The following is a 13,789-nucleotide window of genomic DNA, read 5'->3' as shown; positions in this document are numbered from 1 at the left end:
GCCCACCGCGTCCGTAAGGGCCCCACCGCGCCCGTAAGGCGCCCACCGAACCCGCCACCCCCCGTCCTTCCCCCCTCAATGAGTCCGAGGAGCAACCACATGAGCTGCGACATGACCGATCAGCGCGCCGGTACGGGGAGGCGCGACCGATGAGAGTCCTGTTGCTCGGGTCCGGCGGTTTCCTGGGCCGCTATGTGGCCGAACACCTGCTCGCCGACCCCGCCGTCCAGCTCACCGCGCTCGGCCGCGGCGACGACGCCGATGTGCGGTTCGACCTCTCCAACGGCAGCCCGGGCGCGCTCACCCGCTTCCTCAACGCGGTCCACCCCGGCGTGGTGATCAACTGCGCCGGGGCCACCCGCGGCGGCGCGCGCGAGCTCACCCGGCACAACACCGTCGCCGTGGCCACCGTCTGCGAGTCGCTGCGCCGCAGTGGCTGCGGTGCCCGCCTCGTCCAGATCGGCTGCTCCTCCGAGTACGGGCCCTCGCAGCCCGGCTCCTCGACCGCCGAGGACGCCGTGCCGCGCCCCGGCGGCCCGTACGGCGTGAGCAAGCTCGCCGCCACCGAGCTGGTGCTGGGCTCCGGGCTGGACGCGGTGGTGCTGCGGGTGTTCTCGCCCGTGGGCCCCGGCACTCCGGCCGGTTCGCCGCTGGGGCGGCTCGCGGAGGCGATGCGGCGCGCGATGCAGTCCGGGGAGAGCGAGCTCAAGCTGAGCGGCCTGGGCGTGCAGCGCGACTTCGTGGACGTACGGGACGTGGCGCGGGCGGTCCACGCGGCCTCGCTGTCGGCCGCGCAGGGCGTGGTCAACATCGGCAGCGGGCGCGCCGTCAGGCTGCGCGAGGCGGCCTCCGTGCTCGCCAGGGTCGCCGGCTTCGGCGGCGCCCTGCACGAGATCGACAGCCCGCCGGGGCGCGGGGGACCGCATCACGTCCCGGCCGCCGCGGTCCACGTCCCGGCGCCCGCGCATCCCCATGGCGCGGCCCACGGCCATGCCACCGCCCACGGCCACGCCCCCGCACACCCCCAGGTGGCGGGCGAGCACGGCGGCGGCCCGGCGGGCGCCGGCGGCGCCACCACCTACCCCTACCCGGACGGCTGCGGCGGCTGGCAGCAGGCCGATGTGCGCACCGCCCGTGACCGGCTCGGCTGGCGCTCCAGGATCCCGCTGGAGGAGTCGCTCGCCGACATCTGGATGGAGGCGGCATGTCGCATCTGATCCCCGCGGACCCCGGGCACGAGGTCCCGGCCACCGTCGCCCGGCTGGGCTTCGGCGTGCCCGGCTACGCCCACCCCCTGGTGGCGCCCACCGAGTGGGCCGAGCTCACCCGCCCCGGCGCGCCCCTGCACTGGGCGGTCCTCAACGTCGCCCGCGGCCCCGGCTCGCGCAGGGATCCGCACTGCCTCACGGCGGCGGCCCGGCTGCGCGCCACGGGCGTACGGGTGCTGGGCCATCTCGACCTGCGGTGCGGCACCCGCCCCTTCGGCGAGGTGATCAGTGACGCGAACCACTTCCTGGACTGGTACCAGGTGGACGGCTTCTGTCTGGAGCGCTGTCCGGTGGACCGCCCAGGACTGCCCGAGGTGCGCCGTACGGCGGCCACGCTGCGCGCGCTGCTGGGCGGGGCCTATCTGGTGCTCGGCCAGGGCATCCATCCGCATGAGGGCTATATGGAGCTCGCCGATCAGCTGGTGACCTTCCGGGGCTCATGGCCCGACTACCGTTGGTCCCAGGTGGCCGAGTGGACCGCGGGGTATCCGCCCGAACGGTTCTGCCACCAGGTGCACGGCGTTCCCCGCCGGCATCTTGAAGAAGCGCTGAGGATCGCCCGCTGGCAGGGCGCGGGCACGATCTACTTCACCGACCGTACGGCCCATCCCGAAGGGCGGACCTGCACCGATTCCCCCTGGACGGCCCTGCCCGGCTACTGGGACGAAATCGTCTCGCGACTCGGACCACGTGTCATGGAATGAGATGGGGCGTGGCAGTGTTACGAGAAGAAAACCACCCCGCTCACGCGGGGGTGAACCGTCTGCTCCCTCCCCTTACGGAGTCCCCGTGTCGCTGCCACCCCTGGTCGAGCCGGCTCCCGAGCTCACCGTCGACGAGGTCCGCAGGTACTCGCGCCATCTGATCATCCCCGATGTCGGGATGGACGGGCAGAAGCGGCTGAAGAACGCCAAGGTGCTCTGTGTGGGCGCGGGCGGCCTCGGCTCGCCGGCCCTGATGTACCTCGCCGCGGCGGGCGTGGGCACCCTCGGCATCGTGGAGTTCGACGAGGTCGACGAGTCCAACCTGCAACGCCAGATCATCCACAGCCAGGCGGACATCGGCCGGTCCAAGGCGGAGTCCGCCCGTGACTCGGTCCTGGGCATCAACCCGTATGTGAACGTCGTGCTGCACGAGGGCCGTCTCGAGGCGGACAACGTGATGGAGATCTTCTCCCAGTACGACCTGATCGTGGACGGCACCGACAACTTCGCCACCCGCTACCTGGTCAACGACGCGTGCGTGCTGCTGAACAAGCCGTACGTATGGGGTTCGATCTACCGCTTCGACGGCCAGGCGTCGGTCTTCTGGTCCGAGCACGGCCCCTGCTACCGCTGCCTGTACCCGGAGCCCCCGCCGCCCGGCATGGTCCCGTCCTGCGCCGAGGGCGGCGTGCTGGGCGTGCTGTGCGCCTCCATCGGCTCCATCCAGGTCACCGAGGCCATCAAGGTGCTCACCGGCACCGGGGACCCGCTGGTCGGCCGTCTGATGATCTACGACGCCCTGGAGATGACCTACCGCCAGGTCAAGGTCCGCAAGGACCCGGACTGCGCGGTCTGCGGCCCGAACCCGACCGTCACCGAGCTGATCGACTACGAGGCGTTCTGCGGTGTGGTGTCGGACGAGGCCCAGGAGGCGGCGGCCGGTTCGACGATCACTCCCAAGCAGCTCAAGGAGTGGATCGACGACGGCGAGAACATCGACATCATCGATGTCCGCGAGCCCAACGAGTACGAGATCGTCTCGATCCCCGGCGCCCGGCTGATCCCGAAGAACGAGTTCCTGATGGGCGGCGCCCTCCAGGACCTTCCGCAGGACAAGAAGATCGTCTTGCATTGCAAGACGGGTGTCCGGTCGGCGGAAGTTCTGGCCGTCCTGAAGTCCGCGGGCTTCTCCGACGCCGTCCATGTGGGCGGCGGCGTGATCGGCTGGGTCAACCAGATCGAGCCCGACAAGCCGGTCTACTGATCTCCGGTACGCACCGCCCGTAAGGGGGCCGGACCGCCGCGCCGACGGCGATCCGGCCCCCTTACGGCTGTCGTCGGCCCCTTACGGCCGCCGCGAGAGCGTCAGCGGCACGTCTTGCCGTCCGCGGGCACCTTCCCGTCCAGCAGATAGGCGTTCACGGTCTTCGTCATACAGGCGTTGCCGCTGTTGTACGCGCCATGGCCCTGCCCCTTGTAGGTGACCTCGACGCCCACGCCCTCGCCCAGCTCCCGCACCATCTTCCGGGCCCCCTCGTACGGGGTGGCCGGGTCACCGGTGTTGCCGACCACGAGGATCGGCGCCGAGCCCTCGGCGCTGACGTCAGGGGTGTCCGTGGTGCCGTCCACCGGCCAGCCGGTGCAGCCGAGCATGCCCCAGGCCAGATACTCGCCGAAGACCGGTGACGCCTTGCGGAAGCGCGGCAGCTGGGCCTTCACATCGGTCACCGTGTAACGCTGCCGGTCGTCCACGCAGTTGATGGCCGCGTTGGCGGCGTTGATGTTGCTGTAGTGGCCGTTCTCGTCGCGGCCGGACATCGAATCGGCCATCGCGAGCAGCATGTTGCCCTCCTCGAGCTGCATCGCCTCCTGGAGCCCGAGCGTCAGGTACTTCCAGCTCTCCTTGTCGTAGAGCGCGGCGGCGATACCGCTCAGCGCCCCGTCCTGGGTGAGCTTGCGGCCGCTCTCGGTGGACAGCGGCTTCTTGTCGAGCTTCTTCAGGAAGGCCACGATCCGGTCGGCGCCCGCCGCCGGATCGCCGCCGACCGGGCAGGCCGTGCCCTTCTTGGCGCAGTCCTCGAGGTAGTTGTCGAGCGCGAGCTGGAACCCCTTCGCCTGGCCGTAGGAGCCCTGCTCGGGGTCCTCGGTGGGGTCGACCACGGCGTCCAGGACCGCGCGCCCCACCCGCTTCGGGTACAGATGGGCGTAGACGCCGCCGAGTTCGGTGCCGTAGGAGATGCCGAAGTACGACAGTTTGTCGTCGCCCAGCACCTGCCGCATGAGGTCCATGTCACGCGCGGCGCTCACGGTGTCCACATGGCCGAGCACCTTGCCGGAACGCTTCTCGCAGCCCTTGATGAACGCCTTGGCGTCGGCCATCGCGGTCTTGACCTCGGCGTCGTCGTCCGGGGTGCTGTCCACGGCGTCCGAGGCGTCGATCTCCTTGTCGCTCCGGCACCGCACCCCGGCGCTCTCGCCGACCCCGCGCGGATCGAAGCTCACCAGGTCATAGCGTGAGCGCAGGGTGTCGTAGGCGGCGGCGAAACCGGGGAGCGAGGAGACACCGGAGCCGCCGGGTCCGCCGAAATTGAACACCAGGGAGCCGATGCGCTCGCCCGATCCGGTGGCCTTGGCGCGGATCATGGCCAGATCGATCGTTTCGCCTCTGGGCTTCGCGTAGTCCAGCGGCGCCTTGAGAGTGGCGCATTCCCACTCGCTTCCCGGCTTCTCACCGGTGCCCTGCATCGCGGTCGGGGCAGGGCAGGACGACCAGTTGAGCTTCTGACCGGTGAGCGAGCCCGGCAGCCCGGAACCCGAAGGCGCGGCCGGGGCCGACGCCGAGGGCTCGGACGACGCCTTGCCCTGCTCGTTTCCCCCGTCGTCGTCGCAGCCCGCGACGGCGAGGAGGGCGACCATGGCGGTCATGGAGACCAGCGCCCTGGTCCGTATGGTGCGTGGGGAACTCGGCATATCCGGAGATCCTATGAGGAGGCGGGGGCGGAATCGTCCGCAACTCTTCTCAAAGCCGTCACGGTTCGCGCCTTCGTACGGCGGGCCCGGCCACGGACCCCGGCTCTAGGCGCAGACCTTGCCCTTCGGTGGCACCGTGCCCTGGAGCAGATAGGCGTTGACCGTCTTTCGGACACAGGCGTTGCCGCTGTCGTACGCCCCATGGCCCTCGCCCTTGTAGGTGAGCTGGACGCCGACCCCGGGGCCCAGCTCCTTCGCCATCCGCGCGGCACCCTCGTACGGGGTCGCCGGGTCACCGGTGTTGCCGACGACCAGGATCGGCGCGGCCCCCTTGGCGCTCACGTCGGGCGTGGTCCAGGCGCCGTGGACCGGCCAGTCGGTGCATTGGGTCAGGCCCCACGCCATCATGTCGCCGAAGACGGGGGAGACCTTACGGAAGGCGGGCAGCTTCCGCTCGATGTCCGGGACCGTATAGCGCTGCTTGAAGTCGGCGCAGGTGATGGCGGTAAGGGCGGACTGGAGGGTGCTGTAGCGGCCGTCCGGGCCGCGTCCGTTCATCGCGTCCCCCAGGGCCAGCAGGATCCTGCCGTCGCCCTGTTGGGCGGCGGCGATCCCCTGGGTGAGGTACTGCCAGTACTCCCGCGAGTACAGGGACTGCGCGATACCGCCGTCGGCCAGGGACTCGGTCAGCTTCCGGCCGCCGTAGCCGCGCACCGGACGGCCGTCGAGCCGCTTCAGCAGCGTGCGGATCCGGTTCTGGGTGGGGCAGCTGTAGGCGCTGGTCCTGGTGCACGCCTTCAGATAGTCGTCGAGGGCGCGCTGAAACCCCTTGGCCTGGCCGAGCGCGCCCTGTTCGGGTGTCTGCATGGGGTCCACGACCCCGTCGAAGAGGGCGCGCCCCACCTGCTTCGGGTACAGGTGGGCGTAGACGCCGCCGAGTTCGGTGCCGTAGGAGACGCCGAAGTAGTGCATCTTCTTGTCGCCGAGGACCCGCCGCATGAGATCCATGTCACGGGCGGCGTTGGTGGTGCCGACGTACGGCAGGATCGTGCCGGAGTTCTTCTCGCATCCGGTGGCGTAGGTCTTCACCCGGCGGACCAGGCTCTTCACCTCGGCGTTGTCGTCCGGGGTGGAGTCGGCGGCGTAGTAGGCGTCGAGCTGCCGGTCGCCGAGACAGCGCACCCCGCTGCTGCGGCCGACCCCGCGCGGATCGAAGCTGACCAGGTCGTAGCGGGTGCGCAGTTGCTTGTAGCTGCCCGCGAGCGCCGGGAGGGTGGCCACGCCCGAGCCGCCGGGGCCGCCGAAGTTGAAGATCAGCGAGCCGATCCGGTGGCGCCGGTCGGTGGCCTTGGCGCGGATCATGGCGATGCCGATGGTCTTGCCGTGCGGCTTGCGGTAGTCCAGCGGCACATGGAGCGTCGCGCACTCCCACTCCCCGCCCGGGGCCTTGGTGGCGGCCGCGTCCTGGCTCGAGGAGGGGGCGGGGCAGGCGGCCCAGTGCGGCTTCTGGCGGGCCGAGGTGTCCGGCCGTCCCCCGTCGCCGCCGCATCCGGCGGCCAGGGCGGTCAGCAGCAGGGCGGCGGACAGCGCACCGAGGCGCAGAGGTCGGGACACGGCGGCTCTCCCATGGGTGGGGGTACCGCCATCGTGAGGTCCGTGGCCGCCGCACGCGCGCACAGCGGGGGCGTACGGGTGAGGTGAGGCCCGGGTGCCCGGCGGCCGCGGGAGGGCCCCAGCGGGGCTTCTACGGGCGCTACAGAGCCTCTTCGCGGCTGAGCCGCTCCAGCGCCCCTTCGCGGGCGGGCACCGGCGCTACAGCGCCTCTTTGCGGGTGAGGTGGGTGAAGGCCACCCAGCCGGGCAGCACCGGCAGCCAGAAGACCATCAGCCGGAAGAGCAGCACCGCGGGCGCCGCCGTCTCGTACGGCAGTCCGGCGAAGGTCAGCCCCGCGATCAGGGCGGCCTCGACCGCGCCCACACCGCCGGGGGTGGGCGCCGCGGACCCCAGGGCGTTGCCCGCGAGGAAGACGACGGCGATGCTCGCGTAGCTCAGCTCACCGCCGAAGGCCCGGATCGCGGAGTCGAGGCACATCACGTTCGCGGCGGTCAGCAGTAGGGTGCCGCCGATGCCGGTGAGCAGCTTCTTGGGCCGCTGGAGCACGTCCAGCATGCGCGGGACGACGCCCGCGAACAGCGACCGCACCCGGGTGGAGACGAACTTCCGCAGCACCGGGATGGCGGTCACCACCAGGACCAGGACGGCGGCCGTCAGCAGCCCGGCGATCACCGTCCGGGACGGCGAGAGCGCCGGGGTGCGCTCGGTGCCGGTGATGTAGCCGAAGGTCAGCAGCAGCACGATATGGCTGGCGAGCCCGAACAGCTGGGAGGCGCCCACACTGGCCACCGCGAGCCCCGGCCGCACCCCCGCGCGCTGGAGGAAGCGGGCGTTGAGGGCGACCCCGCCGACCGCCGCGGGCGCCACCAGCTTCACGAACGAGGCGGCCACCTGTGCCAGCACCGTCCGCCCGAGCGGCACCTTCTCCGGGACGAAGCCGAGCAGGCTCAGCGCCGCGGCCAGATAGGTGAGCGCGGAGAAGACGAGCGCGAAGATGACCCAGATCCAGTTGGCCTCGCCGACCAGGGCGCCCAGCTTGAGGTGGGTGAACTGGGACAGCAGGAAGTACGCGGCGAAGGCGCCCGCGCAGAAGCTGACCAGGGTGCGCGGCTTGATGCGCTCCAGCCGTTCGGGCTGTATCGGAGCCTGGGGCCGCACCAGCAGCACCTGCTGGCGGATCTGGGAGAGCAGATCCTCCTCGCGGGCGTCCTCCAGGGCCTCCTCGATGGCGCGCTTCTCCGCCTGCTTCTCGGCCTTGGCCGTCTTACGGTCGCCGGCGGCCGCCTCCGGGCCCCCGGCGGCCTCCTGTGCCTCCCGCGCCTCGGCCTCCCGGGCCTCCTTGGCCTCCTTGGCGGCGTGGGACGCCTCCAGGACGGCCTCCCGGTGGCGCTGGGCGCGTTCGCGCGCGAGCTGGCGCAGGGTCGCGCGGGTGCCCCGGCCGAGCGCCAGGGGCTGGAGCAGCGGAAGGCTGCTCGCGACCGCGTCCGGGCCGAGAACCTCCACCGCGGCGGTCACGGAGCGCTCGGCGCCCACCCGCAGCCCCAGGGTGGTCAGCAGCTGTGCGATGTCCATCCGCAGCACCACGTCGCCGGCCGCGATCTCACCGCTGCGCAGATCGGTCAGGAAGACCGTGCCGTTGCGGTCGACCAGCAGGGCGTCGCTGTCCAGCCGCCGGTGGGCGATCCGCCGCGACTGGAGCGCCTGGACCTGGTGCCAGGCCCCGGCCAGCAGCTCGTCGGTGATCGCCTCGTCCGGCAGGGCGTGCAGCGGGCGTCCCCCGACGTGCTCGTAGACGAGCATCACGGCGTCCGGGCCGAGCTCGGAGGTGGCGATCAGCTTGGGCGCGTTGGCCCCGGCCGCGATGGCCGCGTAGGCGAGCAGCGCCTCCTGCTCCAGGGCCTGGCGCAGCGACTGGAGGCTGCGGGGCGGTGTGATCGTCCGCAGGGTCAGCCGCTGCCAGACGCCGTAGAAGAAGCCCTGGGCCTGCTGCTCCCGGTCGACGACCGTGACGTCCAGGGGCGGGCCGTCCTCCAGGGTGACCAGATAGCGGCGGCCCCGGTCGCCATGGCCGTGCTCGTCCTCGGGCTCCTCGGCGCGCATGGCGCTGACCGGGTTGAAGCCGACCCGGCGCAGCCCGGCGAGCAGGTTCTGGCCGGTGGGGCGCACATTGGGGGAGCCGACCGCGTAGAGCGTGCCATAGGCCACCGCCCAGCCGATGAGCACCGTAAGGATGATCGAGAACGGTGTGGTGTAGCCGCCCACGAGCACCGCGAAGGCGTCGAGCAGCAGTACGCACCACATGGCCACCCGCCAGCGCGGGCGCCGGGCCATGCCGACGGCCGTCATATAGGCGATGACGGGGGCGAGATAGCCGTGCACGGGGTCGCTGAAGGTGCCGCCGGGCGCGGGCTGGGTGAGCGCCTCGCGGAGCGAGCCGGGGGCGCCTCTGGCGACCCAGAGGTCCATGGCCAGGGACACCCCGTGGGCCAGCACCGCGGCCAGCACGCCGTCGGCGATCCGCAGTCCGTCCCGTTTGATCAGCCGCTCGAAGGCGAAGGCCACCGGCAGGACGAGGACGGCCACCCCGGCCGTGAGCCCCGCGAAGTCGATCAGTAGCGGGGGCGCCTGGTCGGCGCCGTGCCCGATGTCCTTCTCCAGACCCGCGGTGGTGCCGTGGGCGAAGGCCGCGATGGCGAGCACGAGGGCCATGCCGAGGATCCCGAGCAGCATCCGCAGCAGATCGGAGGGGCGGTGCACACGGGCCGGCAGCAGCGGCTCGTCGCCGGACACCCGGTCCACATGGCCCTCCGGTCCGTCCGGGCCGCAGTCATCCCCCGAGCCCGGAGCCTCTGCCTCTGGCCGACCGGACGGTGTCGTGGAGTGCGGCAACGCCTCAGGGGTGCGGGCCTCCTCCTCCGGAGGCTGCGCACCCTGCTGCTTCGCCGTCTCTTCTTGATCTCGTATCACCAGTCACCGCCCGGAAGATGGTGGCATGCCCGGGCTGCGGAGGGGGGCATCAGGGTGCATTTCGGGGACGTGGACCCCGAATGGTACGCCCTGCTGAGGATTCCCGCACAATGCGTGATCGAACCGCGATCCGGCCCGGAGCGGGCCCGTCGCGGCCCCGCGCGGGGCCGCGACGGGGTGCGCTCCCCAGGGCGTGCGGAGGGGCGCGCGGCGCAGCGTGTGGCGCGGCTGTCGTCGGGGCTGTCGGAGTCGGTGCTGTCGGAGTCGGGGTTGTCGGAGGGGTGCGGCAGGATGGGGCGGATGAGCCGGGAGAGCAGGGAGCCGGAGGACGGGGACAGCGCCGAGGAGCTGCCCGAGTACGCCGAGCGGGTGCTGGAGGTGGCCGAGTTGATCCCCTCCGGCCGCGTGATGACCTATGGGGACGTCGCCGAATGGCTGGAGGAGGGCGGCCCGCGCCAGGTGGGGCGGGTGATGGCGCTCTACGGGGGCGCCGTGCCGTGGTGGCGGGTGGTGCGCGCGGACGGTGTGCTGCTGCCCGGCCACGAGCTGCGCGCCCTTGACCACTACCGCGAGGAGGGCACCCCGCTGCGCGAGGCGGCGCGCTCGGCCGAGGGCCATGTGCCGCGGATCGACATGGCCAGGGCGCGGTGGGACGGGGGCGGGCAGGACCACGGCCGGTAGCGGGGCGGCTTCCACAAGCGCGGCGGGACCGGGGCGGCCGTCCCCGGGGGCGGCGGACGCGCGGTCGTGCCGGGGCGCGGTGCGCGCGGGGCCGTACGCGTGCGTGGCGGGCTCGCGGTCGTACCGGCGGTATCCACAGCCATACGGGTGAGGCCCCACGGCACATGAGAGGCTTTCCCGCACCCAGCAAACCCACCAGGACCGGCGATCCAACGTGAGCTCCTCCCCCTCGTCCCTTCCGCGGCAGCGGCAGGCACGGCAGCCGTCCTCACGGCAGTCGGCCCAGGGCGTCTACCGCCTGCTCCGTCAGCGGCCGCAGCCAGGTGCCCTTCCTGTCCTGGACGCACGGCAGCGCGCCGTGGTTGAGCATCGGGGCGGTCCTTTGCTGGTGCTCGCCGGGCCCGGCACGGGCAAGACGACGACGCTCGTGGAGGCGGTGGCCCGCCGGGTGCGCGAGGGCGCGGATCCCGAGCGGCTGCTGGTGCTCACCTTCAGCCGTAAGGCGGCCGTCGAACTGCGCGACCGCATGTCCGCGCGCCTGGGCGGCGCGAGCGCCCCGCGGGCCACGACCTTCCACTCCTATTGCTACGCGCTGGTCCGTGCCCACCAGGACGTCGACCTCTTCGTGGATCCGCTGCGGCTGCTCTCCGGGCCGGAACAGGACGTCGTCGTCCGGGAGCTGCTCGCCGGTCAGGCCGAGCTGGCGAGCGAGGGCCGGGCCTTCGTCCGCTGGCCGGACGACCTGCGCGCGTGCCTGACCACGCGGGGCTTCGCCGACGAGGTGCGCGCGGTGCTGGCCCGCAGCCGGGAGCTGGGCCTCGGCCCACGGTCGCTGGGGGAGTTCGCCGAGCGCACCGGTCGCCCCGACTGGTCCGCCGCGGCCGGCTTCCTCGCCGAGTACCTCGACGTCCTGGACGCGCAGGGGGTGCTGGACTACGCGGAGCTGGTGCACCGCGCGGTGCTGCTCGCCGGGCGGCCCGAGGTCGCGGCCGAACTGGCGGGGCGGTACGACGCGGTGTTCGTCGACGAGTACCAGGACACCGACGTGGCCCAGGGGCGGCTGCTGCGGGCGCTCGCGGGCGGTGGCAGGACCCTGCTCGCCTTCGGTGACCCCGATCAGTCGATCTACGCCTTCCGCGGCGCCGACGTGGGCGGCATCCTCCGCTTCCGCGAGGACTTCCCGCGGCTGGACGGGCACCCCGCCGACATGGAGGTCCTCACCGTCTCCCGGCGCTCGGGGGCCGCCCTGCTCGCGGCCACCCGGCAGATCACCGCCCGGATGCCGCTCACCCGGCTGCCCGCGCGAGCCGTAAGGGCGCACCGGGAGCTCGCGGCCACCCGCGACGGCGGCCGCGTCGAGGCGTACACGTACCCGACAGCGGGCGCCGAGCTCGACAATGTGGCCGACATCCTGCGCCGCGCTCATCTGGAGGACGGGGTGCCTTGGCGCGAGATGGCCGTCCTGGTGCGCGCCGGGGGGCGCTCGATTCCCGGTGTGCGCCGGGCGCTCACCTCGGCGGGAGTCCCCGTCGAGGTGGACGGCGATGACATCCCGCTGCGCCATGAGCCCGCCGTGGCCCCCCTGCTGACGGCGCTGCGGGTGGCCGCCACGGCCGCGCTGCCGGACAGCGGCGGGCTGTCCGCGGTCCTCGGCGTCGAGACCGCCCTGACCCTGCTCGCCTCGCCCCTGGGCGGTATGGACGCCGCCGATCTGCGCCGCCTGGGCCGTGCGCTGCGCGAGGAGGAGCGGTCGGCCGGGCGGGCGGTGCCGCGCCCCTCCGACGTCCTGCTCGCCGAGGCGCTCGCCGAGCCGGAGCGGCTGGCCGTCCACGACCCGGCGTACGCGCGCGGCGCCCAGAACCTCGGGCGGCTGCTGCGCACGGCCCGGGAGGCGCTGGCCCGGGGCGGCACCGCCGAACAGGCGCTGTGGGGGCTGTGGGACGGCACCGGCTGGCCCGGCCGCCTGGAGCGGGCGGCGCAGCGCGGCGGCACCGCCGGGCGGAACGCGGACCGCGACCTGGACGCGGTGTGCGCGCTGTTCGAGACCGCCGCGCGCGCCGAGGAGCGCACCGGCGGCCGCGGCGCCCTCAACTTCCTGGAGGAGATCGACGCCCAGGACATAGCGGCCGACACCCTCTCCCGCCGGATGGTCCGCCCCGACGCCGTACGGCTGATGACCGCTCACCGCTCCAAGGGGCTCGAATGGGCGCTGGTGGTCGTCGCCGGGGTGCAGGAGGGGCTGTGGCCCGATCTGCGGCGGCGCGGTTCGCTCCTGGAGGCCGACCGGATCGGCCGGGACGGGCTGGCCGAGCCGCTGCCGCCGGGCGCGCTGCTGGCCGAGGAGCGGCGGCTGTTCTATGTGGCGGCGACGCGCGCCAAGGAGCGGCTCGTGGTCACCGCCGTCAAGGCCGCCTCCGAGGACGGGGACCGGCCCTCCCGCTTCCTGGCCGAGCTGGGCGTCCCGATCACCGACGTCACCCACCGGCCGCGCCGCCCGCTGTCCGTCGCCGCGCTCGTCGCCGAGCTGCGCGCCACCACCGTCGACCCGGACGCCTCGGAGACGCTGCGGGACGCCGCCGCGCGCCGGCTGGCGCGGCTCGCGGCGCTGCGCGACGAGGAGGGCCGCCCGCTGGTCCCGGCCGCCCACCCGTACCGCTGGTGGGGGCTGTACGAGCCGACGCACAGCGAGGTCCCGCTGCGCGACCGGGACCGGCCCGTGACGCTGTCCGGCAGCGCGCTCGACCAGCTCGTCAACACCTGCTCGCTCCAATGGTTCCTGGGGCGCGAGGTGAAGGCGGACGCCCCCTCGACGGCCGCCCAGGGCTTCGGCAACGTCGTGCACGTCCTGGCCGACGAGGTCGCCTCCGGCCGCACCCCGGCCGATCTCGCGGTCCTCATGGAGCGCCTGGACTCCGTATGGGACGCGCTCGCCTTCGACGCCCCCTGGAAGTCACGGCAGGAGAAGGAGCAGGCACGGGCGGCCCTGGAGCGCTTCCTGCGGTGGCATGTGATGGAGCGCGGCGGCCGCACCCCGGTCGCCACCGAGCACTCCTTCGACGTCACGCTCGAAGCCGACGTCTATAAGGTGCGCATCCGCGGCAGCATGGACCGCGTCGAGACGGACGAGCGGGGGCGCGCCTATGTGGTCGACTTCAAGACCGGTAAGCAGGCCGTGACCCGCGGCGATGTCGAGCACCACCCCCAGCTGGCGGTCTATCAGCTGGCGGTGCGCGAGGGCGCCGTGGACGACGTCTTCGACGGCGGGCGCCCCGAGCCGGGCGGCGCGGAGCTCGTCCAGCTGCGGCAGGGCGCCGCCAAGAAGGACGGCGGCGACGACGTCCCCAAGGTCCAGGCCCAGGAGCCGCCGGACGAGGAGTGGGTGGGGCAGCTGCTCGCCACCGCGGCCGGGCGCGTCCTGGACGAGCGGTTCACCCCGAGCACGGGCGACCACTGCGAGCGCTGTGCCTTCCGGGGCGCGTGCAGCGCGCGGGCGGAGGGGCGCCATGTGGTCGAGTGACGCCGTCGCGTACGGGGTTGGGGCGGCGCGGCACCGGGCCGGTGCGGCGCGGCACGGGGCCGGGGCGG

General features: G+C 73.0%; 8 protein-coding genes. 5 read left to right on the top strand and 3 right to left on the bottom strand.

The genetic code is table 11. The features are described 5' to 3' along the window. Positions 1-149 precede the first annotated feature (149 nt). The 3 genes from ACT2CW_RS12040 (at position 150) to moeZ (ending at position 3,236) form a co-directional block, all read left to right on the top strand. Positions 150-1,217 carry an NAD-dependent epimerase/dehydratase family protein gene (locus ACT2CW_RS12040; RefSeq protein ID WP_138913935.1) on the top strand — a complete coding sequence of 356 codons (1,068 nt, stop codon included), beginning with the start codon at positions 150-152 and terminating at the stop codon, positions 1,215-1,217. Next, positions 1,205-1,972: a spherulation-specific family 4 protein gene (locus tag ACT2CW_RS12035; RefSeq protein ID WP_445516512.1), complete on the top strand. Its 768-nt coding sequence runs from the start codon at positions 1,205-1,207 to the stop codon at positions 1,970-1,972. Before ACT2CW_RS12040 ends, ACT2CW_RS12035 begins: the two co-directional genes overlap by 13 nt. Positions 1,973-2,057: 85 nt before the next feature. Then, positions 2,058-3,236 carry an adenylyltransferase/sulfurtransferase MoeZ gene (gene moeZ / locus ACT2CW_RS12030; RefSeq protein WP_037952294.1) on the top strand — a complete coding sequence of 393 codons (1,179 nt, stop codon included), beginning with the start codon at positions 2,058-2,060 and terminating at the stop codon, positions 3,234-3,236. 101 nt (positions 3,237-3,337) lie between these two features. On the opposite strand, the gene ACT2CW_RS12025 is transcribed toward moeZ, so the two are convergent. The 3 genes from ACT2CW_RS12025 to ACT2CW_RS12015 all read right to left on the bottom strand — a co-directional run bounded on the left by ACT2CW_RS12025 (position 3,338) and on the right by ACT2CW_RS12015 (position 9,346). Continuing rightward, a complete protein-coding gene (locus ACT2CW_RS12025) occupies positions 3,338-4,942 on the bottom strand; it encodes an alpha/beta hydrolase (protein ID WP_445516511.1) in 1,605 nt (534 codons plus the stop codon). A 105-nt stretch (positions 4,943-5,047) separates the two neighbouring features. Next, entirely contained in the window at positions 5,048-6,556 is a 1,509-nt protein-coding gene (locus tag ACT2CW_RS12020; RefSeq protein ID WP_445516510.1) for an alpha/beta hydrolase, read from the bottom strand. Positions 6,557-6,754: 198 nt separating this feature from the next. Continuing rightward, positions 6,755-9,346, bottom strand: coding sequence for a lysylphosphatidylglycerol synthase transmembrane domain-containing protein (locus ACT2CW_RS12015; protein WP_445516672.1), 2,592 nt, complete (start codon positions 9,344-9,346; stop codon positions 6,755-6,757). A 477-nt stretch (positions 9,347-9,823) separates the two neighbouring features. Between ACT2CW_RS12015 and ACT2CW_RS12010 the strand changes: the two genes are divergently transcribed. Further along, a complete protein-coding gene (locus ACT2CW_RS12010) occupies positions 9,824-10,204 on the top strand; it encodes an MGMT family protein (RefSeq protein ID WP_307841460.1) in 381 nt (126 codons plus the stop codon). A gap of 337 nt (positions 10,205-10,541) precedes the next feature. Then, positions 10,542-13,721, top strand: coding sequence for an ATP-dependent helicase (locus tag ACT2CW_RS12005; RefSeq protein WP_445516671.1), 3,180 nt, complete (start codon positions 10,542-10,544; stop codon positions 13,719-13,721). Positions 13,722-13,789: the final 68 nt, after the last annotated feature.

The organism is Streptomyces sp. NEAU-174, assembly GCF_052665095.1.
The sequence above is the reverse complement of the archived record's forward strand: the minus strand, read 5'-3'. Positions and strand labels throughout refer to the sequence as shown.